Genomic DNA, 24,114 nt, shown 5'->3' on the forward strand with positions numbered 1-24,114 from the left:
CGTGACCGGCTCTCACGATGCGGCGCCGGTGCCGGCGACCGATACTGGACCGATGAGTGAGTCCGACACCGCGCTCGCCCCGATCGGGTCCGTGCGGCGCACCCAGGGCGGCCGCGAGGCCACCGAACCGATGCGCGAGGACATCCGGCTGCTCGGCACGCTGCTGGGCGACACGGTGCGCGAGCAGAACGGCGAGGACGTCTTCGACCTCGTCGAGCGCGCCCGGGTCGGATCGTTCCGGGTCCGCCGCTCCGAGATCGACCGCGCGGAGCTGGCCGATCTGTTCGACGGCATCGACGTGCGCCGGGCGATCCCCGTCATCCGCGCCTTCACCCACTTCGCGCTGCTCGCCAACGTCGCCGAGGACATCCACCGCGAGCGCAGGCGGGCGGTCCACGTCGCGGCCGGTAAACCGCCACAGAACAGCAGCCTGGCCGCCACCTACCTCAAACTCGATGCGGCCGAACTGGACTCCGCCACCGTCGCCGACGCGCTGAGCGGAGCCCTCGTCGCCCCGGTGATCACCGCGCATCCGACGGAGACCCGGCGCCGGACAGTGTTCGACACCCAGCACCGGATCACGGAGCTGATGCGGCTGCGCCTGCACGGCCACAGCGTCACCGACACCGGCCGGGACATCGAACACGAACTGCGCCGCCACATCCTCACGCTGTGGCAGACCGCGCTCATCCGGCTGTCGCGGCTGAAGATCCAGGACGAGATCGAGACCGGGCTGCGGTATTACGCGTCGGCGTTCTTCGACGTCATCCCGCAGGTCAACGCCGAGGTGCGGAGCGCGCTGCAGGCGCGCTGGCCGGACGCGCAACTGCTCACCGAACCGATCCTGCGGCCGGGTTCGTGGATCGGCGGTGACCGCGACGGCAATCCGAACGTCACCGCCGAGGTGGTCCGCCTGGCGACGTCGAGCGCCGCCTACACAGCATTGGCGCACTACTTCACCGAACTCACCGCGCTCGAGCAGGAGCTGTCCATGTCCGCCCGGCTGGTCGGCATCAGCGACGAGCTCGCCGCGCTGGCCGACTCCTGTCACGAGGCGGCCCGCGCCGACGAACCGTACCGTCGTGCGCTGCGCGTCGTGCACGGCCGGCTGACCGCCACCGCGGCCGACATCCTGGACCGCCAGCCCGAACACGAACTCGACCTCGGCCTGCAGCGGTACGGCACGCCCGCCGAGCTGTCGGCCGACCTGGATGTCGTCGACGCCTCGCTGCGGTCCAACGGCTCGGCGGTGCTCGCCGACGACCGGCTGGCCCGGCTACGGGAAGCGGTGCGGGTCTTCGGTTTCCACCTGTCCGGCCTGGACATGCGGCAGAACTCCGACGTGCACGAGGAAGTGGTCGCCGAGCTGCTGGCATGGGCCGGGGTACACCAGGACTACGCACGGCTGTCCGAACCGGAGCGCGTCGAGCTGCTGGCGGCCGAGCTGGCCACCCGCAGGCCGCTGACCCGCGACGGGGCCGACCTCTCGGAGCTGGCGCGCAAGGAGCTCGACATCGTCGCGGCCGCCGCTCGCGCGGTGCACGTGTACGGCCCGCAGGCAGTGCCGAACTACATCATCTCGATGTGCCAGTCGGTGTCGGACATGCTGGAGGCCGCGCTGCTGCTCAAAGAGGTGGGCCTGCTCAGCGTGGTCGGCGGAGACGAGGGGGCGCAGGTGTACGCGCCCGTCGGCATCGTGCCGCTGTTCGAGACCATCGACGACCTGCAGCGGGGCGCCTCGATCCTGGAGGCGGCCCTGGAACTGCCGCTGTACCGCGCGGTGGTGACCGCGCGCGACGACCACCAGGAGGTCATGCTCGGCTATTCCGACTCCAACAAGGACGGCGGGTACCTGGCGGCGAACTGGGCGCTGTACCGCGCCGAGCTCGACCTGGTGGAGTCGGCGCGCAAGACCGGAATCCGGTTGCGGCTGTTCCACGGTCGCGGCGGCACCGTCGGCCGCGGCGGCGGCCCGAGCTACGACGCGATCCTGGCGCAGCCGCCGGGGGCGGTGAACGGGTCCCTGCGCATCACCGAACAGGGCGAGGTGATTGCGGCGAAGTACGCCGAACCCCGCATCGCGCACCGCAATCTGGAGACCCTGGTCGCCGCGACGCTCGAGTCGACGCTGCTCGACGTCGAGGGGCTCGGCGACGCCGCCGAACCCGCCTACGAGGTGCTCGATGACCTGGCCGCCCGCGCGCAACGGGCCTACTCCGAACTCGTGCACGAGACGCCGGGTTTCGTCGACTACTTCAAGGCGTCCACCCCGGTCAGCGAGATCGGGGCGCTCAACATCGGCAGCAGGCCCGCTTCCCGCAAGCCCACCACGTCGATCTCCGACTTGCGCGCGATCCCCTGGGTGCTGGCGTGGAGCCAGTCCCGCGTGATGCTGCCGGGCTGGTACGGCACCGGATCGGCCTTCGAGCAATTCATCACCGAGGACCCCGAGCACGAGGAGGACCGCCTCGGTGTGCTGCAGGACCTCTACCGGCGGTGGCCGTTCTTCGCCACAGTGCTGTCGAACATGGCGCAGGTGCTGGCCAAGGCCGATCTCGGTCTGGCAGCCCGTTATTCGGAGCTCGTCGAGGACTCCGAGCTACGGGCGCGGGTGTTCGACAAGATCGTCGCCGAGCACGACCGCACCATCCGGATGCTCGGGCTGATCACTGGACACGACGACCTGCTCGCGGACAACCCGGCGCTGGCCCGTTCGGTGTTCAACCGGTTCCCCTACCTGGAACCGCTGAACCACCTGCAGGTGGAACTGTTGCGGCGGTACCGGTCCGGAGACGACGACGAACTCGTGCAGCGCGGCATCCTGCTGACGATGAGCGGGCTGGCCACCGCGCTGCGCAACAGCGGTTGACGCAGGCTCAGAGCCCGATCGTCCGGCGCATCGCGTTCACTCCGCCGCGGACCGCGTTCTCCGTCGCGGCGAGCGGGCCGAGGACCGCCTCGCCGAGTCCCACGATGCGTTCGACCCGGTCGACGATGCCCTCCAACCGGTCGACGACCGCGATCAGGCGCGGCGCCAACTCGTTGATGCGGTTGATCGTCTCGTTGAAGCGTTCCAGGGTCTCGTCGAGATTGCCCGTGGACCTGTTCAGGTCGATCAGCGTGTCGCTGAGACCGTCCAGGATGGTGTCCACCTGGTCGACGGTGACGTCGGCGTTGAGGGCGGCCTGGGCGAGCTTGCGGATCCGCTCGGTGCCTTTGCGTGCCGGAACTTTACCGCTCTTGTCCACCATGACGGTCATTATGACCCCCGCGGGGAACCGGGGCGGCGAACCCGGCGTCTGACATGCATGCAACGCAGTCCGTGCGAGAACCTACCGAGATCGCCGAGAGGCCCCGACGGCGCCGGGCACAGTGCGGATTATCTGTCCGGTTATGCCGACGCGCAGGCCGACACCGGCCGCGACGACTAGAGCTTGCTCGCCGCGTCCTCGTCGAGCAGCCACACGGTGGCGTCACGCCCCACAGCGCCCGCAGCGGGGACGTCGTCCGGGTCTGCGCCGTTGACCGCGGCGGCGACGGCGTCCGCCTTGTCCGCGCCCGACACCACCAGCCACACCTCGCGCGACCGGGTGACCGCGGGAAGCGTCAGCGTGATGCGCGTGGGCGGAGGTTTGGGGGAGTCCGTCACCCCGACCACCAGGCGGCTGGTCTCCCGCACGGCCGCGGTGTGCGGGAAGAGCGAGTTGATGTGGCCCTCCGGGCCCATCCCGAGCAGGTGTACGTCGAAAGCCGGTGTGGGCTCGCCGGATTCGGCGTTGGCAGCCAGCACCTGTTCGTAGGCCAGCGCCGCGGCGTCGAGGTCGTCGCCGTACTCACCGTCCAGCGCGGCCATCGCGTGCACGTTGGCGGCCGGGATGTCGATGTGGTTGAGCAGCGCCTCGCGGGTCTGCTTGTCGTTGCGATCGTCGTCGTCGGAGGCGACGTATCGTTCGTCACCCCAGTAGAGATGTACCCTCGCCCAGTCGATGTCGTGCTCGCCGAGCCTCTTGAGCATCGCGATGCCGGTGCCGCCGCCGGTCAGCACGACCGACGCGACACCGCGCGCCGAGATCGCGGTGGTGATGGCCTCTGCAAGCCGGTCGCCGGCCGCGGCGACGAGCTCGTCCTTGTCCGAGTACCGCTCGACGATGGAACTCATACGTATTGCACCTTCTCGATACCCTGCAGCGCCTCGAAGTAGATCTCATCGGCATCGAGGCGACGCATGTCCTCGGCCAGACATTCACGGGTCTCCCTGCGCGCCAACGGAACCAGTGCCTCCGGCTTGGCGGTGCGGGTGATCTTCGCGGTGACACCCTCCTGCGGGCGGCTCAGCGTGATGGTCTCGCTGTCGCGGACCAGTTCCACCTTGAGCTCGCCGACGGCACGCTGCACCGGACCGTCGATGCGGCTGGCCAGCCAGCCGGCCAGGACGTCGAGCGCGGGCTCGGTCTCCAGGCCGGAAACCAGCGCCGAGTTGATCTTCTCGTGCGGCGCCTGGTCCACCGCCGAGGTGAGCAGCGCACGCCAGTAGGTGATTCGGCTCCAGGCCAGGTCGGTGTCGCCCGGGGTGTAGCCCTTCAACCGGCCCTTGATCGAGGCCAGCGGGTCGGTGCCGTTGGTGGCGTCGGTGATCCGGCGCAGCGCCAGCTTGCCCAGCGGATCCTTGGCGGGAACCTCCGGTGCGACGTCCGGCCACCAGGTGACCACCGGGGTGTCGGGTAGCAGGAATGGCATCACCACGCTGCTGGCGTGATTGGCCAGCGGACCGGAGAGCTTCAGCACCACGACCTCGTTGGCGCCCGCGTCCCGCCCGACGCGAAGTTGCGCGTCCAGCCGTGCGTTCTCGGCCAGCCGGTCACCCGGTGCGACGACGATCACCCGGCAGGGGTGTTCGCGACTGGCCGCGTTGGCCGCCTCGATCGACTCCTCGAGCAGGGCATCCGTCGCCGGGGCGATGACCAGGGTGAGCACCCGGCCCAGCGTGATCGCACCGCCCTCTTCGCGCAGCGCGACGATCTTCTTGTTGATGACATCGGTGGTGCTGTCCGGCAGGTCGACGATCATGGCTCGGCTCCTCCTCGCTCCGCTCCTCGCTCGTGCCTCGCTGCGATGCTCACTCGTTGTCGCCTTCGGACGATCATGGCTCGGCTCCTCCTCGCTCCGCTCCTCGCTCGTGCCTCGCTGCGATGCTCACTCGTTGTCGCCTTCGACGATCATGGTTAGGGCCTTCTCCATTCCCGGCCGGTGCGGCGCAGCATCTCGAACGCCGACTCGGGACCCCAGCCGCCGGATTCGTACGGATCGGGCTTGCCGTGCGAGGCCCAGTACTCCAACGCCGGGTCGAGGATCTTCCAGGCCAGTTCGACCTCGTGGTTGACCGGGAACAGTGACGGCTCGCCGAGCAGCACGTCGAGGATCAGCCGTTCGTAGGCCTCGGGTGACTCCTCGGCGAACGCCGACCCGTAGGAGAAGTCCATGCTCACGTCGCGGACTTCCATCTGATTGCCGGGCACCTTCGAGCCGAATCGCAGCGTGATTCCTTCGTCGGGCTGGACGCGGATCACCAGTGCGTTCTGGCCGAGTTCCTCGGTCATGGTGGCGTCGAACGGCAGGTGCGGGGCGCGCTTGAAGACCAGCGCGATCTCGGTGACCCTGCGGCCCAGCCGTTTTCCGGTGCGTAGGTAGAACGGCACGCCGGCCCAGCGCCGGGTGTCGACGTCCACCGTGATCGCGGCGAACGTCTCGGTGGTCGACGTCTCCGAGAAGCCCTCCTCGTCGAGCAGCCCGACCACCTTCTGCCCGCCCTGCCAGCCCGCGGTGTACTGCCCACGTGACGTCGTCTCGTCCAGCGGCTCGGCCAGCTGGGTCGCGGACAGCACCTTGATCTTCTCGGCCTGCAGCTCGGCCGGGTTGAAGCTCACCGGCTCCTCCATCGCCGTGAGCGCCAGCAGCTGCAGCAGGTGGTTCTGGATGACGTCACGCGCGGCACCGACCCCGTCGTAATAGCCGCCGCGGCCGCCCAACCCGATGTCCTCGGCCATGGTGATCTGCACGCTGTCCACATAGTGCGCATTCCAGACCGGCTCGAACAGCTCGTTGGCGAAGCGCAGCGCGAGGATGTTCTGGACGGTCTCCTTGCCCAGGTAGTGGTCGATCCGGAACACCGACGACTCCGGGAAGACGTTGTTGACGATTGCGTTGAGGTCCTCGGCGCTCTCGAGGTCGTGGCCGAAGGGCTTCTCGATGACCACCCGGCTCCAGGAGCCGTCCGTCTTCTTCGCCAGGCCAGTCCTCGACAACTGCTCGAGCACCTGCGGGAACGCCTTGGGTGGGATCGACAGGTAGAACGCATGATTCCCGCCCGTCCCGCGCTCGGCGTCGAGCTTGTTCAGGGTCTCCGCGAGCTGTTCGAACGCCTTCTCGTCGTCGAACGTGCCCTGCACGAATCGGATGCCCTCCGCGAGCCTGTCCCAGACCTCCTGCCGGAAGGGGGTGCGGGCGTGCTGCTTGACCGCCTCGTGCACGACATCGCTGAAATCCTCGTCGGCCCAGTCCCTTCGGGCGAAACCGACCAGCGAGAACGTCGGCGGCAGCAGCCCGCGGTTGGCCAGGTCGTAGATGGCGGGCATCAGCTTCTTGCGCGCCAGATCGCCGGTCACGCCGAAGATCACCACACTGCAGGGCCCGGCGATCCGGGGCATCCGCTTGTCGCGCTTGTCCCTGAGCGGATTACGCCACCCGGTGGCGGCGGTGTCGACTGCGCTCATCTGGAGGCTAGGACTTCTTCTCGTCCAGCTGACCCTGCGTCGCCTCGAGCAGTTCCTGCCAGGACTTCTCGAACTTCTCCACACCCTCGTTCTCGAGAACCAGGAACACGTCGGTCAGGTCGACGCCGACGGCCTCGAGCTTGTCGAACACCTCCTGGGCTTCGCCGGCCCTGCCGGTCACCGTGTCGCCGGTGATGACGCCGTGGTCGGCGACGGCGTCCATCGTCTTCTCCGGCATGGTGTTCACCGTGTTCGGGGCCACCAGTTCGGTGATGTAGAGCGTGTCGGCGTAGTCGGGGTTCTTCACGCCCGTCGACGCCCACAGCGGCCGCTGTACCCGCGCGCCGTCGGCCTTGAGCGCCTCGAAGCGCTCACCGCCGACGAACACCTCCTCATAGGCGGCGTACGCGAGCCGGGCGTTGGCGACACCGGCCTGGCCGCGTAGAGCCAACGCTTCCTCGGAGCCGATCTTCTCCAGCCGCTTGTCGATCTCGGAGTCCACCCGGGACACGAAGAACGAAGCGACGGAATGGATCTTGGCCAAGTCGTGGCCGGCCTCCTTCGCCTTCTCCAGGCCGGCGAGGTAGGCGTCCATCACCGCGCGGTGGCGCTCGACCGAGAAGATCAGCGTGACGTTCACCGAGATGCCCTCGGCCAGCACCGCGGTGATCGCTGGGATGCCCTCTTCCATCGCCGGGATCTTGATCAGCAGGTTGGGCCGGTCGACGATCTTCCACAACTCGACCGCCTGGGCGATGGTCTTGTCCGCATCGCGGGCCAGTCGCGGGTCGACCTCGATCGACACCCGCCCGTCGACACCGTCGGACAGCTCGTACTGCTTGGCCAGCACGTCGCAGGCGTCGCGGACGTCGTCGGTGGTGACGGTGCGGATCGTGGCGTCGACATCGGCGCCCCGTTCGGCCAGTTCGGCGATCTGCGAGTCGTAGGCCTCGCCCTTGGACAGGGCGGCCTGGAAGATCGACGGGTTCGTGGTCACCCCGACGACACTCTTGGTGTCGATCAGCTCCTGCAGGTTGCCGGTCTGCAGGCGCTCGCGGGACAGGTCGTCGAGCCAAACGGATACACCCGCGGCCGCCAGTGCCGCGAGGTTGGGATTCTGCGCCATGGGTGTTGCCTCTCTTGAAGTTCTAGTTGTCTATCGATCGTTCCGCGGCGGCCGCCACGGCCTCCGGCGTGAAGCCGAACTCGCGGAACAACGTCTTGTCGTCGGCGGACTCGCCGTAGTGCTCGATCGAGACGATCTCACCGGTGTCGCCGACGAGCTTGTACCAGCTCTGCGCGACGGCGGCCTCGACGGCGACCCGGGCGGACACCGTCGGTGGCAGCACCGAGTCGCGGTACTCCTTGGGCTGCGACTCGAACCACTCGACGCACGGCATCGACACCACCGCCGCGGTGATGTCCTTGTCCGCCAGCAGCTTCTTGGCCTCCACGGCCAGCTGCAGCTCCGAGCCGGTGCCGATCAGGATGACATCGGCGGCGGAGGCGTCGCCGCCACCGAGCACGTAACCGCCCTTGCTCACGCCCTCGGCGTCGGTGCCCTCCAGGACCGGGATGCCCTGCCTGGTCAGGATGAAACCGACCGGCCCGCTGCCGTTGCCCCGCGCCAGGATGCTGCGCCAGGCATACGCGGTCTCGTTCGGATCGCCCGGCCGGACCACCGACAGGTTGGGGATGGCACGCAGCGCCGCGAGGTGCTCGATCGGCTGGTGCGTCGGGCCGTCCTCGCCGAGACCGACGGAGTCGTGCGTCCAGATGTAGATGGTGTCGATGTCCATCAGTGACGCCAACCGCACGGCCGGGCGCATGTAGTCGGAGAACTGCAGGAAGGTGCCGCCGAACGCGCGGGTCGGACCGTGCAGCACGATGCCCGACAGGATCGATCCCATCGCGTGCTCACGGATGCCGAAGTGCAGCACCCGGCCGTACCAGTCGGCGGAGAAGTCGTCGGTGGAGATCGACGGCGGGCCGAAGGACTTGACGCCCTTGATCGTGGTGTTGTTGCTGCCGGCCAGGTCGGCCGAGCCGCCCCACAGCTCGGGCAGCTTGGGCGCGACGTCGTTGAGCACCTGGCCGAACGCCGCGCGGGTGGCCACCGCCTTGGAGCCCGGCTCCCAGTGGGTGATGTCGGCGTCCCAGCCGTCGGGCAGTTCCTGTGCGAGCAGCCGGTCGAGCAGCTTCTTGCGCTCGGGTTCGCGCTCGGCCCAGGCGTCGAACTCCGGCTGCCACTTCTCGTGCGCCTCGCGGCCGCGGTCGACCAGCTTGCGGGTGTGTTCGATGACCTCAGGGCGCACCTCGAACGTCTTGTCCGGGTCGAAGCCGAGCACCTTCTTGGTGGCGGCCACCTCGTCGTCGCCCAGCGCCGAGCCATGCACCCCGCCCGTGTTCATCTTGTTGGGGGCCGGATAGCCGATGATGGTGCGCACCGCGATGAACGACGGTTTGTCGGTGACGGCCTTGGCGGCCTCGATGGCCTGCTCGATGCCGACGACGTTCTCGCCGCCCTCGACCTCCTGGACGTGCCAGCCGTAGGCCCGGTAACGCGCCGGGACGTCCTCGGACAGCGCGATGTTGGTGTCGTGCTCGATGGAGATCTGGTTCTGGTCGTAGAAGACGATCAGGTTGCCCAGCTGCTGGGTGCCCGCCAGCGAGGACGCCTCACTGGTGACGCCCTCCTCGATGTCGCCGTCGGAGGCGATCACGAAGATGTGGTGGTCGAAGGGGCTGGTGCCCGGCGCCGCGTCGGGGTCGAACAACCCGCGCTCGTACCGCGACGCCATCGCCATGCCGACGGCCGAGGCCAGACCCTGACCCAGCGGTCCGGTGGTGATCTCCACGCCCTTGGTGTGGCGGAACTCCGGATGTCCGGGGGTCTTCGACTTCCAGGTGCGCAGCGACTCGATGTCCTCGAGCTCCAGGCCGAACCCGCCGAGATAGAGCTGGATGTAGAGGGTGAGGCTGGAATGCCCGCAGGACAGCACGAACCGGTCGCGACCCAGCCAGTGCACGTCACTGGGGTCGTGCCGCATCTGACGCTGGAACAGCGTGTAGGCCAGCGGCGCCAGGCTCATCGCGGTCCCGGGGTGGCCGTTGCCGACCTTCTGCACCGCATCCGCCGCCAGCACCCGGACGGTGTCGACAGCGGTGGTGTCGAGGTCGTTCCAGTCGTCGGGGTGGCTCGGGCGGGTGAGGGCAGAGATTTCCTCTGTAGTGGTCACGAACGCGCTCCTGGCTGTCATGCGGCTGGCAAGCTGATCTCTGTCCACCCTAGTGCGCGGTGGTCGGCCTCTGCAGGACCACAACGCATGATGGGGCGGACGTTCATCCGAACCGACCCTGCGGTGCAGGCGCGGGGCGGACGCCGTCTACCATCGTCTGTAGTAGAAGCTGCGCGCTGCCGCGATTTTTGAGGAGTCAACTGCGTGAGCATTCGCGAGCGCCACCTCGGTCGCGGGACGTCAAGCCGAATTCGCTCTTCGGTCATGGCCAGGATCCTGGCCTACGTCGCGCTGACCAAGCCGCGAGTCATCGAACTGTTGCTCGTGACCGCGATCCCGGCGATGCTCCTGGCGGAGCGTGGCACGGTCGATCCGCTGCTGATCCTCAACACCCTGATCGGCGGGATGCTGGCCGCCGCGGGCGCCAACACGCTGAACTGTGTCGCCGACGCCGACATCGACAAGGTGATGAAGCGGACCGCGCGCCGGCCACTCGCCCGTGACACGGTTCCGACGCGGCACGCGCTGGTGTTCGGGCTGGTGCTGTCGGTCGCTTCGTTCGGCTGGCTGTGGTGGACGTCGAACCTGCTCTCCGGCCTGCTCGCGGTCGCCACGATCGCGTTCTACGTGTTCGTCTACACGCTGCTGCTCAAGCGCCGCACATCGCAGAACGTGGTGTGGGGCGGTGCCGCAGGCTGCATGCCGGTGATGATCGGCTGGTCGGCCGTCACCGGAACCATCCAGTGGCCCGCGCTGGTGATGTTCGCGATCATCTTCTTCTGGACGCCGCCGCACACCTGGGCGCTGGCGATGCGCTACAAGGACGACTACCGGGCGGCCGGGGTCCCGATGCTGCCCGCGGTGGCCACCGAGCGCCACGTCACCAAGCAGATCCTGGTGTACACCTGGCTGACCGTGGTGACGACGCTGGCCTTGGCGCTGGCGACGGGCTGGCTGTACGCGGCGGTCGCGCTGCTGGCAGGCGCGTGGTTCCTGACGATGGCCCACCAGCTCTACAGCGGGGTCAAGCGGGGCGAACCGGTCAAGCCACTGCGGCTGTTCCTGCAGTCGAACAACTACCTCGCGGTGGTGTTCTGCGCGCTGGCGGTCGACTCCGCGCTCGCGCTGCCCACGCTCTTCACCGCCTGATCTCAGCCCGAGAACACCGCCACCAACAGCGCTGCCGTCAGCACGGCGAACGCCGCCACGGTCCGGCGCAGCACCCCGGCCCGGCGGACACGCGGGAACGCCAGCGGCAGCGTGAGCGCGCACAGCAGGCCCAGCGGCACGGCGAACAGGGTGCCGGCGATCAGGCCGAAGCCGTGCGGGTCGAAGGCGACGCTGTCCGGATCCATTGACGCCTGGATCGACGCGAATCGCGACGTAAGGGCCGTCACCACGCACCACAGCCACGCCGCGCCGGTCAGCGCGGCGAGCGCGCCGCCGGTCAGGCGCAGGGCGATGGAGGTGCGGTGGTGCGGCGGCGGCGTGGTCACGGGTGTCCTCAGCAGCTGCCGAATTCGTCGCGGATGCGCTGCTGCAGCGCCTGGGCGTCGGGGAGGAGTTCACCCATGTGACTGCCGTGGTCACACCCGCCGATCTCCGCGGAGCCGGCCCATCTGGGCCCTTTGGTGCCTGCGGGCCCCGCAGCCCAGCTGAGGTCGACCGGTTCTCCGCGTCGCGCATCGAGCGCGCGGACCGCATGGGCGATCTCTTGGTAGGCGGCTGCCGGACTCGTCACTCCCATGGTCAGGTGCACGACCCGCCCGTCGAGGACCGTGACGTATCCGGGTTGCGCCGGGGCGAGCGCGGCGAGTTGGCCGTCGATGCGCTGCTTGTCGGCGATCGACATCCTGCTGCGGACAGCCCAGAAGGGGGCGTCGGCCCCCTCGTCGGGCGCCACCTCGATGGTGTCGGGCGGGTCGGTGAACACCTGCAGCACGGCGTCAACCGCCTCGCTCGTGGCGGTTGCGCCGTCGACCCGCACCGACGACCCATCGGTGCCGGCGCCGTAGCGGATGGTGTCGGCCTGGACGTCCGCTCGTAACCGGCGCAGCTGGGCGGCGATCCGGGCGGCGTCGTCGGGTAGGCGCTCGCCACCGGCCAGCGTGGTCCACCGGGCGACGTTGATCTCGGCGCGCTGGTCGAAGTCGGCGAATTCGTCGCCGCGCTTGTGGTCGATCTCGTCGGCGACGGCGCCGATCTGCTCGTCGGTCGCGGTGTCCATGTCGACCCGCAGTTCGAATCGGGTGCCGGCCCAGATGTCGTTCTCGTAGACCAGGTCGGCATCGGTGACGCCGGGCATCGCGGCGACCCGATCGCGGATGTCTCGTGCCTCGTCCTCGCGGTCCGGGGCCCCGGTGCACCCCGCCAGGCCGATGGTCAGCACACCGGCGACCAGCGTGGTGGTGAACCGGCGGATGCGCACACCGTGAGCCTATTGCCGCCCGGGTGGCTTACGACGCACCGAAATCGAGTGGCTAGTTGCGGTCCCAGCCGCCGCGGCGGCCCTCCTTGATCGATCCCCGCCGCTTCTTCTCGGCGATCCGGCGTTCCTTGGAGCCCCGGGTGGGTCTGGTCGGCCGGCGGGCCGGCGGGGGAGCGGCGGCGGCGTCGCGCAGGAGGCGGGCCATCCGTTCGCGTGCCGCGGCGCGGTTCTGCAGTTGCGCGCGATGCTCACTGGCCGTCACCGTGAGGATCCCCGCGGAGAGCCGACCGCCCAGCCGGTACAGGATCCGGTGGCGCAGGTGCGGCGGCACCGACGGTGAGCGCGCCACGTCGAACGAGAGCTCGACCCTGCTGTCCGCGGTGTTGACCCCCTGCCCGCCGGGACCCGAGGACCTGGAGAAGCGTTCGCTCAGCTCGGACGCCGGTATCACGAAGGCCGGCGTGACGGCGAGGTCCTGCGTCACGTCACGGGACCAGCACCACCGAGCCGACCGTCTTGCGGCCCTGCAGGTCGCGATGGGCCTGCTCGGCATCGGCCAGCCGGTACCGCTCGCTGACTGTCACGGTGATCGTCCCAGAGGCGATCGCGTCGAGCACTTCGCCTGCCCGCCAACCGAATTCGTCGGCGGTACCGGTGTAGTGCGCCAGGCTCGGCCTGGTCAGGAACACCGACCCGGCGGCGTTGAGCCGCTGCGGGTCGAACGGCGGCACGGGGCCGCTGGCCGCACCGAACAGGGCCAGCGTGCCGCGCTTCGCCAGGCTGGCCAGGCTGGCCTCGAACGTCGCAGCCCCGACCCCGTCGTACACCGCGGCCACGCCCTTGCCGTCGGTGAGCTCGCGGATCCGGGCGCCGAATTCCTGCGGATCATCGGGGTAGTCGAGCACCGCGACGGCGCCGGCCTGCCTCGAGAGTTCGGCCTTGTCCGGGGTGGACACCGTGGTGATGACCCGGGTGGCGAGGCTGGTCGCCCACTGGGTCAAGATCAGCCCGACGCCGCCGGCGCCTGCGTGCAGCAGCACGGTGTCGCCCTGCTGGACCGGGTAGGTCGACTTGATCAGATAGTGCGCGGTGGTGCCCTTCAGCAGCGCCGAGGCGGCCACCTCCGACGGCACCGACTCCGGCACATAGACCACGAAATCAGCTGGTGCAAGCGAGTACTCGGCGTAGGCGCCGAATGCCTTATCGGTGACCACCCGGTCGCCGACACCGAGCGCGGCGACGTCGTCACCGACCGCCTCGATGGTGCCGCACACCTCGGTGCCCACCACGAAGGGCAGCTCCCGCGGGTACAGCCCGGACCGGAAGTACGTGTCGATGAAGTTGACCCCGATCGCCTCTGCCTTGATCAGCACCTGACCCGGGCCCGGGGTGGGTGGCGGCAGCTCGACGTGGCGCAGGACTTCGGGTCCGCCGGTCTCGGCGACTTCGATCGCGTACATGTGCTCCATCATTGCCGAAGAATCGGCGGCCACTCGGGCCGCCCTGTGCTGGCATCATTCGACCATGAAGCTGGCCCGTCCCGACATCCGTCACCCGCGCATCGTCCTCGCGGGCTGCCCGGCACTGCCGGAGGGCGACGGGGACGACGACGGCCTGGTCGACGCGCTGAGCCGGCACGGACTGCACGCCCGGTGGCGGTCGTGGGACGATCCGGCAACGCTGGACGCCGACCTGGTGATCCTGCGCGCCACCTGGGACTACGTGGAGCGGCTCGAGGAGTTCCTGGCCTGGACCCGACGAGTGCCGAATCTCCTCAACGGTGCCGACGTGGTCGCCTGGAACACCGACAAGCGCTACCTCGACGGCCTTGCGCGCCGCGGCGTCCCCACGGTGCCGAGCCAGTTCTTCTCACCGGGCGAACCGGTGCGGCTGCCCGCAGGGGAGGTGGTGGTGAAGCCCGCCGTCGGCGCCGGGGCGCGCGGCGCGCGACGGTGCGACGACCCGGCCGAGGCCCGCGCACACGCCGAGGCGTTGCACGGCGCCGGCTCCACCGTGCTGGTCCAGCCGTACGACGCCCGCATCGAACGCGGCGAGACGGCGCTGGTGTTCCTCGGCGGACGCGCGTCGCACGCCTTCACCAAGGCGCCGCTGCTGCCCGCCGCCCGGCCACCGGCGTTCGACGAGACGGGCACCTTCGCCGAGGAGTCCCAGGCGCCGGCCGACCCCGACCACGAGCTCTGGGACGTCGGATACGCCGCGCTGGCAGCCGCCGCGGCCGAACTGGACGTCGCGCCGGGGGACTTCCTCTACGCCCGCGCCGACGTCATCGGCGGGATCGACGACCCCCGGCTGCTGGAACTCGAACTGGTGGAGCCGTCACTTGGTTGGCGGCAGCTGGACCCCGACACCAGGGACCGCCGTCAGCGCGACTTCGTCGTCGGCGTCGAGGCCGCCCTCGACCGGTTCGGGCTGGGTCCGCTGTCGCATCGACGCCCATAGCGCGGCGGTGGCCGCCGTGCACGCCGCGGCGCCGGCGACGTGCACCGCCACCAGTGCGGCGGGGATGTCGAGCGCGTACTGCAACCGGCCGACCAGTGCCTGCGCGGCGACGAGGGCCAGCAGCACGGCTAGGCGCCGCATCACGCGGCGGGGCGCGGCGACCGCGCGCAGGCCGAAGACCAGCGCCACCAGCAGCGACAGGTAGGCCACCAGCAGCGTCGCGTGCGCCAGCACCAGGGTGACGATCTCGACCTCGAGGCGCGGCACCGGCGCGTCGATGCTCTTGTCCCCGGCGTGCGGACCCGCACCGGTCACCAGGGTGCCGGTCACGAGGACCGCGGCCAGTGCCACCCCGCTCAGCAACGTCAACTGCCGCAACGGCTTCGGCACCGTGCGCTCGACCACCCCGTCGTCGGGCTCGCCGATCTTCACGTAGAGCAGCACCGCCACCCACACCATCGTCATCGAGGCCAGCAGGTGAATGGCGACGGTCCACCACAGCAGGCCGGTCAGCACGGTGATGCCGCCGATCACCGCCTGCACGACGGTCGACGCCGGCATCAGCCAGGCGTAGACGAGGACCTCGCGGCGCCGCCGGGCCCGCACCACCGCGAGCACGGCCAGCGCGGCGGTGAGCACGACCAGGAAGGTGATCAACCGGTTGCCGAACTCGACGGCCTGGTGGATGCCCGGGACCTCGGCATGCGGGACGGGAGTGAAGCTGCCGGGGAAGCACTGCGGCCAGGTGGGGCAACCCAGGCCCGACGCGGTGACCCGCACGATCGCGCCGGTGACCGCGATGCCGCCCTGGGTCAGGATCACCGCGACGGCGATCGCCCGCTGCACGCCGAGGCTCGGCATCGGGAGCCGGTCGACCAGGCCGGTGAACACGCGTCGCACGCCCCGATCGTAGGCGATAGCCAACTACATTCCGTAGTAGGGCGTCACGATGCGACCGCTCGGGGTGCGACGAACGGCACCAGGACCTCGTCGACGAGCTGCACCACGAGGTCGTCGGTGATCGGGTCGCCGGTGATCAGCAGGCGGTGCCACAACACGCTCTGGCCGAGTTCGCGGGCGAGTTCGACCGGCACGTCGGGCCGCACGTCGCCGCGCTCGACGCCGCGCCGCAGCAGTGCGGCCATCTCCGCTTTGCGCCAGCCGATGACATCGCGCTGCAACGTGTCGGTGAGCACCGGGTCGTGCGTAGCCGCAGCGACGGCGGCACGCAGCACGGCGGCGTCGGGTCCGGTGAACAGGGCGGCCCAGCCGCCCAGCACGGCGAGCATGTCGGTGCGGTAGCTGCCGGTGTCGTGGTGCGGTATCGCCGTGGTCGCCAGGTTCACCAGCGTGTCGCGGATCAGTGCCGCTGCGTCCGGCCACCGGCGGTACAGCACCGGCTTGCTCGTCTTCGCCTCCGCGGCGACCGCCTCCATGGTGACGCCCGCCGGGCCGTGGTCGGCCAGCAGTCTCAACGCCGCCGATCGGATCGCCGCGTCCAGCTCTTCACCGTGCCGCCGTCGCATACCGCCTCCCCCGAGAAACGCTTGCGTATCTTAGCCTGCCCGCTTACGCTGGTCTAAGAAACGCTACCGTATCTTGGAGGTGGGAATGTCACGCGCCACAGCCATACCGAAGCCCCGTCCGGTGCTCTATCCGCTGCGGACCGTCGACACCGCGACGGTGCGGTACTCCGCACTGCCGAACCACCGGCGCCGGATCACCATCGACCACCGGCCGCTGGCGGGGATCACGCCCGCGATGCTGCTCGACTGGTTCCGCAATCTGGGCGGCACCATGTCCTACGGCGGCCGGGTCATCGACCGCTATCTCGCCTGGCACCCGATCGACCACGTCCGGTGGGAACTCGCTCGTCCGGCACCTACCGGGGGCGCAGGCGAAGGCGCGCGGTTCCACATGGTCGAGGCCTTCGGCGGCCGGCCCGAGTACCTGGTGGACGAGGTCGCCCGCGTCGAGAAGCTCGACGAGACCGGGATCCGCCTGGTCCTGCGGGTGGCAGGCGTCATCGTCTTCCAGCTCGAGCACACCTGGTCGGCCGGCGCCGACGGCGCGCACTACGTGACCGTCATGGACCTCGGCACCCGCAGACTCTCGCTGGTCAACCGCATCGTGTCCGGCCACTTTCCCGAAGACAAGACCCGAGCCTGGGTCGCACACAACATCGAAGAGGTCGGACAGCTGGAGTTCCTGCTGCCCGATCTCGCGCGCTCAGGTGAAGCGGAACCAGCGCAACGCGCATAGCCCGGCCACCGCGCCCCAGACGGCGAGCACGGCGAGGCCGAACCAGTCCACCGACAACGTCATCGCCTGAGTCAGCGACTCGGTCAACGCGCCGGAGGGTGTCAGCCGCGCTGCCCACGCCAAGGCGCCCGGCACCGTCTGACCCTCCAGCGTCAGCGCGCCGAAACCGGCGAAGACGAACCACAGCAGGTTGGCCACCGCCAGCACGATCTCGGCGCGAAGGGTCCCGCCGAGCAGCAGGCCGAGCGCCGCGAAAACGGCGGTGCCGAGCGCGATGACCACCGCGCCGAGCGCCAGCCCGGCCAGCGCGGGTCGCCAGCCCAGGGCGATGCCGATAGCGCCGAGCACGATCGACTGCAGGAACACCACCGCCACCACCGCCAGTGACTTGCCGACGATGATGCCCCAGACCGGAAGTGCGGTGGCGCCCAAGCGTTTCAGCGCTCCGTAGCGGCGGTCGAACGCCACCGCGATGGCCTGTCCGGTGAACGCCGTCGAGATCACCGCCAGCGACATCACAGCGGGCACGAAGGCGGCGGCGCGGTCATCGCCGAACGACCCGAGCGGCAGCAGGATCAATCCGACCAGCAGCGTGATGGGGATGAACATGGTGAGCAGCAACTGCTCGCCGTTGCGCAGCAGCAGCTTCAATTCCAGGTTGAACTGCGCGGCCAGCATGGTCGGCACGGTGGCCGGCCGCGGGTCGGGGGAGAAGGTGCCCGGCGCGAAACGGTTGGTCACGCCCCTGTTTTCGCGCGTCACGGCCGCAGCTCCCGTCCGGTCAGGTCGAGGAAGACGTCCTCGAGGCTGCGCTGCTCCACCCGCATGTCGGTCGCCAGCACGTCGAGCCGCGCGCACCACGCCGTCACGGTCGCCAGCACCTGCGGGTCGATGTGGCCTTCGACGAGGTACTCACCCGGTGCCGCCTCGATCGCCTGGTAGCCCTCCGGGAGGGCCGCGACGAGCAGCGCCAGGTCGAGCATCCGCGGGGCGCGGAACCTCAACTGGTTCTCGGCGCCGGTGCGCATCAGCTCCGCCGGCGTGCCGGTGGCGACCGCCACTCCGTGGTCGATGATGACCAGCCGGTCGGCCAGTTCCTCCGCCTCGGTCAACTGGTGGGTGGTCAACACGACGGTGACACCGTCGCGGCGCAGCCCGTCGATCAACTCCCACACCACGATTCGCGCATGCGCGTCCATCCCGGCGGTCGGCTCGTCGAGGAACACCAGCTCGGGACGTCCCACCACGGCACACGCCAGCGCCAGACGCTGCTGCTGGCCGCCGGACAGCCTGCGGTAGGTGGTGCGCGCGACCTCGGTGAGCCCGAGCGTGTCCATCAGCCACTGCGGGTCGAGCGGATCTGCGGCGTACGCGGCCACCAGCGCGAGCATCTCGCCGGCCCGGGCCGCCGGATAGCCGCCGCCGCCCTGCAGCATGACGCCGATCCGCTCGCGCAGCCGGGCGTTGTCCGAGACGGGATCGAGGCCGAGGACCTCGATGGAGCCGGCGTCCGGCCGCAGGAAGCCCTCGCACATCTCGATGGTCGTGGTCTTGCCCGCGCCGTTGGGCCCGAGCAGCGCCAGCACCTCGGCGCGCTGCACGTCGAGGTCGAGTTCCGACACCGCCGTCGTCGACCCGTACCGCTTGGTCACCCCGCGCAGCAGGACGGGAACAGCGGATCCGGACGTCACGGGGATTCAGCGTATGCGTCGCTGCTCGATGGTTGCGGCCGTGGTGGCGGTGACGGCTTCGCGACGGGCGGTTCGTCCGCCCTCGGTTCGGTGTCCGGGCCGTCGTCCGCGTCGGGGTCGGGGACCGGCCGCCACGGCAACCGGCGCCAGGTGAGCGCCATCAGCAGTGCGACGACGAGCGTGCTGGCCAGGGTGGCCATCACGATTTGGAACAGGGTGAACCGGTCCCCGTTGGCGGTCGGCCCGAAAATGCCGATGACCAGGGTGATCGCGATGGTCGATCCCCGGAAACCGGGGCGGGTGGCCCAGGCCGCCAGCGGGATGATCGCCCACAGCAGGTACCACGGCTGCACCACGGGGAACAGCAGCACCGTCGCGCCGAGGGCGACACCCAACCCACCCACGGGATGCAGCCGGCCCCGCAGCACCGCCAGCAGCAGCCAGGTGACCAGGATCGCGATGATGATCACACCGATGGCGCGGGTGAGTGCCAGCACCGCGGTGGTGTGGTCGCCGAGACCGAGCAGGATGCCGACCTGGCCGGTGCCCAACGCGATCAGCGTCGGCGGGGACATCCAGCTGCGCACCACATTCGCGGTGCCCAGAGTGAACAGCCAGCCGAAACCGAGCCCGCTGGCCCAGCCGATCACCGCCATCACCACCACCGAGAGCGCTGTCAGAGAACCGCCGGCGATCACGAACGCCTTGACGGTGCCACCCCACCGGCAGGCCAGCGCCATAGCCACGAACCCGAGCGCCAGCAACGACGGCAGTTTGACCTGCGACGACATCGCGATCAGCACCGCTCCGACGATCAGCATGGCCAGCGGATGCCAGCGTCGCCAGTCGGCGCGGGTGACCGGCCTGCGCAGCGGCCGTGGCAGCAGTGGCTGCGCGGCGTCGATGCCGCGCAGCGCGAACTCGGTGCCCGCCAGCATCAGGCCGAGCATCAGCGCCTCGTTGTGGATGCCTGCCACCAGGTGCATGAACAGCAGCGGGTTGCACGGCCCCAGCCACAGCGCGCTGACCTCGGCGACGCCGCATCGGCGGGCGAGCCTCGGGGTGGCCCAGACGATGAGGCCGACCCCCAGCAGGACGACGAGCCGGTGGAACAGCACCGCCCAGACGATGTTCTGGCCGGTCACGGTCGAGATGCCCTCGCCGATCCACAGGAACAGCGGTCCGTAGGGCGCCGGGGTCTCCCGCCACAGGTTGGGCACCGACAGCGTGAACACGTGGTCGAGCCCGAGCCCGGTGGCCGGGCCGACCTTGTACGGGTCGAGGCCGAGCCGCGATATCTCGCTCTGGGCCAGGTAGGAGTACACGTCGCGGCTGTACATCGGCGGCGCGAGCAGCAGCGGGAGGGCCCACAGCAGCAGCGTGCGGTCCACCTGGCCGCGCGACATGCGGCGGCTGCCGAGCGCGAACCGGCCGAGCATCAGCCAGGCCAGCGCCATCATCACCGCGCCGGTGGTGGTCATGGTCAGCGAGACGGTCTGGATCCGCGAGGGCAGGTTGAGCAGCCGGACACCGAAGGTGGGATCCTGGACCACGGGCCGCGCACCGGCGCCGAGCGCGCCGATCGCCATCAGCACCGTGCCGGTGGCCCCGAACAGCCGGGTCCGGCGCAGCGCCACCATCTCGGCGCCGTTGAGGGGGGAACCGGCGACCGGCTCGTCGCCGTGCCATCGGGCGATCGAGGAGCTGAACATCTGGAGGCGCCCGGCCAGTGGAGCCATCAGAGCAGACTAACGGTCGGGGGTGTGGTGGCTTTCACGCTCGCAGTAAGGGTCCCCTTGCTGGAAGCGGTCAGGGAATTCCGACACAATGGTGTTGTGGAATTCGACCGGGAGCGAGCTGCGGACATGACGCCTGCCGTCGTGCCGGCTTCGGACGGCCACACCCGCACCGCCATCATCCAGTTGCTGATGGAGGGGCCGATCACCGCCGGTCAGATCGGCGACCGGCTCGGCATCTCCGCGGCAGGCGTGCGCCGTCACCTCGACGCCCTCGTCGACGCCGGCGATGCGCAGGCCAGCGCCGCCGAGGCGTGGCAGCACTCGGGCCGCGGCCGGCCCGCCAAGCGCTACCGGCTGACCGCCGCAGGCCGGGCCAAGCTCGGCCACGCCTACGACGACCTCGCGGTCGCGGCGATCCGTCAGCTGCGAGAGATCGGCGGCGACGAAGCTGTGCGCACCTTCGCCCGCCGCCGGATCGACACCATCCTGTCGGGAGTAACCGAGGGCCCCGATGGCGTTGAAGCCACTGCGGACCGGGTGGCCGCGGCGCTGACCCGGGCCGGCTACGCCACCACCACGACCACCACGCCGGCGGCCGGACCCGTCCACGGCGTGCAGATCTGCCAGCACCACTGTCCGGTCTCGCACGTCGCCGAGGAATTCCCGGAGCTGTGCCAGACCGAGCGTGAGGCGTTCGCCGAGATCCTGGGCACCCACGTACAGCGGCTGGCCACGATCGTCAACGGCGACTGCGCCTGCACCACCCACGTACCACTCACCAAGGAACTTCGGCACACAGCCCGCGCCGAAGCCGCCACCACAACCCAAGGAGCGTCGGCATGACCGCTACCCCCGAGACCTCGGTCGCCAAGGCCGAGCCGCTGACCCAGGACGAGACCATCGCCTCGCTCGGCAAGTACGGGTACGGCTGGTCGGACTCCGACGTCGCCGGTGCCAGCGCGCAGCGCGGGCTGTCCGAGGCCGTGGTGCGCGACATCTCGGCGAAGAAGAGCGAGCCGGAGTGGATGCTCGAGACCCGGCTGCGCGCCCTGCGCACCTTCGACAAGAAGCCGATGCCCAACTGGGGTTCCGACCTCGACGGCATCCACTTCGACAACATCAAGTACTTCGTGCGGTCCAGTGAGAAGCAGGCGGCGACCTGGGACGATCTGCCCGCCGACATCAAGAACACCTACGACAAGCTGGGCATCCCGGAGGCCGAGAAGCAGCGGCTGGTGTCCGGTGTCGCCGCGCAGTACGAGTCCGAGGTGGTCTACCACTCCATCCGCGAGGACCTCGAGGCCCAGGGCGTCATCTTCCTGGACACCGACACCGCCCTCAAGGAGCATCCCGAGCTGTTCAAGCAGTATTTCGGCACGGTGATTCCGGCCGGCGACAACAAGTTCTCGGCGCTCAACACCGCGGTGTGGTCGGGCGGGTCGTTCATCTACGTGCCGAAGGGTGTGCACGTCGACATCCCGCTGCAGGCGTACTTCCGGATCAACACCGAGAACATGGGCCAGTTCGAGCGGACGTTGATCATCGTCGACGAGGACGCCTACGTGCACTACGTGGAGGGCTGTACCGCGCCGATCTACAAGAGCGACTCGCTGCACTCTGCGGTCGTGGAGATCATCGTCAAGCCCGGCGGCCGGTGCCGCTACACCACCATCCAGAACTGGTCGAACAACGTCTACAACCTGGTCACCAAGCGGGCGAGGGCCGAGGCAGGCGCCACCATGGAGTGGGTCGACGGCAACATCGGCTCCAAGGTGACGATGAAGTACCCGGCCGTGTGGATGACCGGTGAGCACGCCAAGGGTGAGGTGCTCTCGGTGGCGTTCGCCGGCGAGGGTCAGCACCAGGACACCGGCGCCAAGATGCTGCACCTGGCCCCGCACACGTCGTCCAACATCGTGTCCAAGTCGGTCGCCCGCGGCGGCGGCCGGGCGTCCTACCGCGGCCTGGTCCAGGTCAACAAGGGCGCCTACGGTTCCCGCGCGAGCGTCAAGTGCGATGCGCTGCTCGTCGACACGATCAGCCGTTCGGACACCTACCCCTACGTCGACATCCGCGAGGACGACGTCACGATGGGGCACGAGGCCACCGTGTCCAAGGTCAGCGAGGACCAGTTGTTCTACCTGATGAGCCGCGGCCTCACCGAGGACGAGGCGATGGCGATGGTGGTGCGCGGGTTCGTCGAGCCGATCGCCAAGGAACTGCCGATGGAGTACGCGCTGGAGCTCAACCGGCTGATCGAGCTGCAGATGGAAGGCGCGGTCGGCTGATGGGGGCGAGCGAAGCGACGGGGAACAGGCAGTGACCGAGACCAACCTGACCACCGCAGTCGAGGGAGGCGCGAAGCCGGGTTCGGCGCTCGCCGGCGCCAACAAGGGCGAGCAGTTCGCCTCGTTCGACGTCGCCGCCTTCGAGGTGCCCGGCGGCCGCGACGAGCTGTGGCGGTTCACCCCGCTGCGGCGGCTGCGCGGGCTGCACGACGGCTCGGCTCCCGCGACCGGACGCGCCACGATCGAGGTCACCGAGCGGCCCGGCGTGACGGTCGAGACGGTGCAGCGCGGCGACGACCGGCTCGGCCAGGCCGGCGTGCCCGCTGATCGCGTTGCGGCGCAAGCCTTCTCGTCGTTCGAGTCCGCGACGATCGTGACGGTCGCGCGCGACACCGAGGTGGCCGAGCCGATCGAGATCGTCGTCAACGGTCCCGGCGAGGGCGCGGTGGCGTACGGACACCTGCAGATCCGCGTCGAGGAACTGGCGAGGGCGATCGTCGTCGTCGACCTGCGCGGCAGCGGAACCTATGCCGACAACGTCGAGATCGTCGTCGGCGACTCGGCCGGTGTCGGGGTGATCTGGATCGCCGACTGGGCCGACGACATGGTCCACGTCAGCGCCCACCACGCCCGGCTGGGGAAGGACGCCGTGCTGGGGCACGTCAACGTCACCCTCGGCGGGGACGTCGTGCGCACCACGGCGACGGTGCGGTACGCCGGTCCCGGCGGCCAGGCCCAGATGCTCGGCACCTACTTCGCCGACGACGGCCAGCACTTCGAATCGCGGCTGCTCGTCGACCACTCGCAGCCCAACTGCAAGTCCGACGTGCTCTACAAGGGCGCGCTGCAGGGTGACCCGGACTCCGACCGCCCCGACGCCCACACCGTGTGGATCGGCGACGTGCTGATCCGCGCCGAGGCCACCGGCACCGACACCTTCGAGGTCAACCGCAACCTCGTGCTGACCGACGGGGCCCGCGCCGATTCGGTGCCGAACCTGGAGATCGAGACCGGCGAGATCGTCGGCGCCGGACACGCCAGTGCCACCGGCCGTTTCGACGACGAGCAGTTGTTCTACCTGAGGGCCCGCGGCATCCCCGAGGAGCAGGCCCGCCGGCTGGTGGTGCGCGGATTCTTCGGCGAGATCATCGCCAAGATCGCCGTGCCCGCCGTGCGCGAGCGCCTCACCGACGCCATCGAACGAGAACTAGCGATCACGGAATCGAGAAGTAACTGA

The 24,114-nt window shown here is 69.6% G+C and carries 21 protein-coding genes and 1 pseudogene; 7 read left to right on the forward strand and 15 right to left on the reverse strand.

Going from position 1 to position 24,114, the window contains the following annotated elements:
* Positions 1-52 precede the first annotated feature (52 nt).
* Positions 53-2,869, forward strand: coding sequence for a phosphoenolpyruvate carboxylase (ppc, locus tag H7I41_RS17200; RefSeq protein WP_264013813.1), 2,817 nt, complete (start codon positions 53-55; stop codon positions 2,867-2,869).
* Positions 2,870-2,876: 7 nt separating this feature from the next.
* On the opposite strand, the gene H7I41_RS17205 is transcribed toward ppc, so the two are convergent.
* The 6 genes from H7I41_RS17205 to tkt form a co-directional block, all read right to left on the reverse strand.
* Entirely contained in the window at positions 2,877-3,251 is a 375-nt protein-coding gene (locus tag H7I41_RS17205; RefSeq protein WP_264013815.1) for an ATPase, read from the reverse strand.
* Positions 3,252-3,427: 176 nt separating this feature from the next.
* A complete protein-coding gene (gene pgl, locus H7I41_RS17210) occupies positions 3,428-4,159 on the reverse strand; it encodes a 6-phosphogluconolactonase (protein WP_264013816.1) in 732 nt (243 codons plus the stop codon).
* On the reverse strand, positions 4,156-5,067 hold the full coding sequence (opcA, locus tag H7I41_RS17215; RefSeq protein WP_264013817.1) for a glucose-6-phosphate dehydrogenase assembly protein OpcA: 912 nt from the start codon (positions 5,065-5,067) through the stop codon (positions 4,156-4,158). The genes pgl and opcA overlap by 4 nt, the downstream gene beginning before the upstream one ends.
* Before the next feature lie 155 nt (positions 5,068-5,222).
* The gene (gene zwf, locus H7I41_RS17220; protein WP_264013818.1) at positions 5,223-6,770 is read right to left on the reverse strand and encodes a glucose-6-phosphate dehydrogenase; all 1,548 of its coding nucleotides are present in this window, start codon (positions 6,768-6,770) and stop codon (positions 5,223-5,225) included.
* A gap of 7 nt (positions 6,771-6,777) precedes the next feature.
* The gene (gene tal, locus H7I41_RS17225; RefSeq protein WP_264013819.1) at positions 6,778-7,896 is read right to left on the reverse strand and encodes a transaldolase; all 1,119 of its coding nucleotides are present in this window, start codon (positions 7,894-7,896) and stop codon (positions 6,778-6,780) included.
* Between the two features lie 22 nt (positions 7,897-7,918).
* Complete coding sequence (tkt, locus tag H7I41_RS17230) at positions 7,919-10,009, reverse strand: transketolase (protein WP_264013820.1); 2,091 nt, start codon at positions 10,007-10,009, stop codon at positions 7,919-7,921.
* Positions 10,010-10,213: 204 nt separating this feature from the next.
* Here tkt and H7I41_RS17235 point away from each other — a divergent pair, with 204 nt between their 5' ends.
* Positions 10,214-11,158, forward strand: coding sequence for a heme o synthase (locus H7I41_RS17235; RefSeq protein ID WP_264013821.1), 945 nt, complete (start codon positions 10,214-10,216; stop codon positions 11,156-11,158).
* Between the two features lie 2 nt (positions 11,159-11,160).
* Here the strand turns inward: H7I41_RS17235 and H7I41_RS17240 are convergent, their stop codons facing one another.
* From H7I41_RS17240 to H7I41_RS17255, 4 genes are read right to left on the reverse strand one after another with little or no spacing between them, the layout of a single operon-like run.
* The gene (locus tag H7I41_RS17240; RefSeq protein ID WP_264013890.1) at positions 11,161-11,505 is read right to left on the reverse strand and encodes a hypothetical protein; all 345 of its coding nucleotides are present in this window, start codon (positions 11,503-11,505) and stop codon (positions 11,161-11,163) included.
* Between the two features lie 8 nt (positions 11,506-11,513).
* Entirely contained in the window at positions 11,514-12,437 is a 924-nt protein-coding gene (locus H7I41_RS17245; protein WP_264013822.1) for a hypothetical protein, read from the reverse strand.
* 52 nt (positions 12,438-12,489) lie between these two features.
* Positions 12,490-12,921: an alternative ribosome rescue aminoacyl-tRNA hydrolase ArfB gene (arfB, locus tag H7I41_RS17250; protein ID WP_264013823.1), complete on the reverse strand. Its 432-nt coding sequence runs from the start codon at positions 12,919-12,921 to the stop codon at positions 12,490-12,492.
* A gap of 1 nt (position 12,922) precedes the next feature.
* On the reverse strand, positions 12,923-13,897 hold the full coding sequence (locus tag H7I41_RS17255; protein WP_264013824.1) for a quinone oxidoreductase family protein: 975 nt from the start codon (positions 13,895-13,897) through the stop codon (positions 12,923-12,925).
* Between the two features lie 64 nt (positions 13,898-13,961).
* Here H7I41_RS17255 and H7I41_RS30485 point away from each other — a divergent pair.
* Positions 13,962-14,204 (forward strand): annotated as a pseudogene (locus tag H7I41_RS30485) (DcsG N-terminal domain-containing protein); the annotation flags it as partial.
* 570 nt (positions 14,205-14,774) lie between these two features.
* Here H7I41_RS30485 and H7I41_RS17260 read toward each other — a convergent pair.
* Both H7I41_RS17260 and H7I41_RS17265 read right to left on the reverse strand, forming a co-directional pair.
* Positions 14,775-15,758 (reverse strand): COX15/CtaA family protein, encoded by a 984-nt coding sequence (locus H7I41_RS17260; protein ID WP_264013882.1) that lies wholly within the window; start codon positions 15,756-15,758, stop codon positions 14,775-14,777.
* A gap of 83 nt (positions 15,759-15,841) precedes the next feature.
* Positions 15,842-16,423: a TetR/AcrR family transcriptional regulator gene (locus tag H7I41_RS17265; protein WP_264013825.1), complete on the reverse strand. Its 582-nt coding sequence runs from the start codon at positions 16,421-16,423 to the stop codon at positions 15,842-15,844.
* A gap of 85 nt (positions 16,424-16,508) precedes the next feature.
* Here H7I41_RS17265 and H7I41_RS17270 point away from each other — a divergent pair, with 85 nt between their 5' ends.
* On the forward strand, positions 16,509-17,159 hold the full coding sequence (locus H7I41_RS17270) for a hypothetical protein (RefSeq protein WP_264013826.1): 651 nt from the start codon (positions 16,509-16,511) through the stop codon (positions 17,157-17,159).
* Here the strand turns inward: H7I41_RS17270 and H7I41_RS17275 are convergent.
* The 3 genes from H7I41_RS17275 to mptB are packed head-to-tail and all read right to left on the reverse strand — an operon-like array spanning position 17,127 to position 20,589.
* A complete protein-coding gene (locus H7I41_RS17275) occupies positions 17,127-17,900 on the reverse strand; it encodes an ABC transporter permease (RefSeq protein ID WP_264013827.1) in 774 nt (257 codons plus the stop codon). The genes H7I41_RS17270 and H7I41_RS17275 overlap by 33 nt on opposite strands.
* Before the next feature lie 17 nt (positions 17,901-17,917).
* Positions 17,918-18,850 carry an ABC transporter ATP-binding protein gene (locus H7I41_RS17280; RefSeq protein WP_264013828.1) on the reverse strand — a complete coding sequence of 311 codons (933 nt, stop codon included), beginning with the start codon at positions 18,848-18,850 and terminating at the stop codon, positions 17,918-17,920.
* On the reverse strand, positions 18,847-20,589 hold the full coding sequence (gene mptB / locus H7I41_RS17285; protein ID WP_264013829.1) for a polyprenol phosphomannose-dependent alpha 1,6 mannosyltransferase MptB: 1,743 nt from the start codon (positions 20,587-20,589) through the stop codon (positions 18,847-18,849). The genes H7I41_RS17280 and mptB overlap by 4 nt, the downstream gene beginning before the upstream one ends.
* Before the next feature lie 24 nt (positions 20,590-20,613).
* Between mptB and H7I41_RS17290 the strand changes: the two genes are divergently transcribed.
* The 3 genes from H7I41_RS17290 to sufD are packed head-to-tail and all read left to right on the forward strand — an operon-like array spanning position 20,614 to position 24,114.
* Positions 20,614-21,432, forward strand: coding sequence for a helix-turn-helix transcriptional regulator (locus H7I41_RS17290; protein WP_372503762.1), 819 nt, complete (start codon positions 20,614-20,616; stop codon positions 21,430-21,432).
* Positions 21,429-22,877 carry a Fe-S cluster assembly protein SufB gene (gene sufB / locus H7I41_RS17295; protein WP_264013831.1) on the forward strand — a complete coding sequence of 483 codons (1,449 nt, stop codon included), beginning with the start codon at positions 21,429-21,431 and terminating at the stop codon, positions 22,875-22,877. The genes H7I41_RS17290 and sufB overlap by 4 nt, the downstream gene beginning before the upstream one ends.
* Before the next feature lie 31 nt (positions 22,878-22,908).
* Positions 22,909-24,114, forward strand: a complete 1,206-nt coding sequence (gene sufD, locus H7I41_RS17300; RefSeq protein WP_308214630.1) for a Fe-S cluster assembly protein SufD — start codon at positions 22,909-22,911, stop codon at positions 24,112-24,114.

This window comes from [Mycobacterium] manitobense (assembly GCF_025821665.1).
In the GTDB taxonomy this organism is placed as follows: domain Bacteria; phylum Actinomycetota; class Actinomycetes; order Mycobacteriales; family Mycobacteriaceae; genus Mycobacterium; species Mycobacterium arseniciresistens.

Coding starts and splice junctions, on each gene's coding strand:
- ppc (WP_264013813.1), top strand. CDS start 53: ATGAGTGAGTCCGACACCGCGCTCGCCCCGATCGGGTCCGTGCGGCGC.
- H7I41_RS17205 (WP_264013815.1), bottom strand. CDS start 3,251: ATGGTGGACAAGAGCGGTAAAGTTCCGGCACGCAAAGGCACCGAGCGG.
- pgl (WP_264013816.1), bottom strand. CDS start 4,159: ATGAGTTCCATCGTCGAGCGGTACTCGGACAAGGACGAGCTCGTCGCC.
- opcA (WP_264013817.1), bottom strand. CDS start 5,067: ATGATCGTCGACCTGCCGGACAGCACCACCGATGTCATCAACAAGAAG.
- zwf (WP_264013818.1), bottom strand. CDS start 6,770: ATGAGCGCAGTCGACACCGCCGCCACCGGGTGGCGTAATCCGCTCAGG.
- tal (WP_264013819.1), bottom strand. CDS start 7,896: ATGGCGCAGAATCCCAACCTCGCGGCACTGGCGGCCGCGGGTGTATCC.
- H7I41_RS17255 (WP_264013824.1), bottom strand. CDS start 13,897: ATGTACGCGATCGAAGTCGCCGAGACCGGCGGACCCGAAGTCCTGCGC.
- H7I41_RS17260 (WP_264013882.1), bottom strand. CDS start 15,758: ATGCCGAGCCTCGGCGTGCAGCGGGCGATCGCCGTCGCGGTGATCCTG.
- H7I41_RS17265 (WP_264013825.1), bottom strand. CDS start 16,423: ATGCGACGGCGGCACGGTGAAGAGCTGGACGCGGCGATCCGATCGGCG.
- H7I41_RS17270 (WP_264013826.1), top strand. CDS start 16,509: ATGTCACGCGCCACAGCCATACCGAAGCCCCGTCCGGTGCTCTATCCG.
- mptB (WP_264013829.1), bottom strand. CDS start 20,589: ATGGCTCCACTGGCCGGGCGCCTCCAGATGTTCAGCTCCTCGATCGCC.
- sufB (WP_264013831.1), top strand. CDS start 21,429: ATGACCGCTACCCCCGAGACCTCGGTCGCCAAGGCCGAGCCGCTGACC.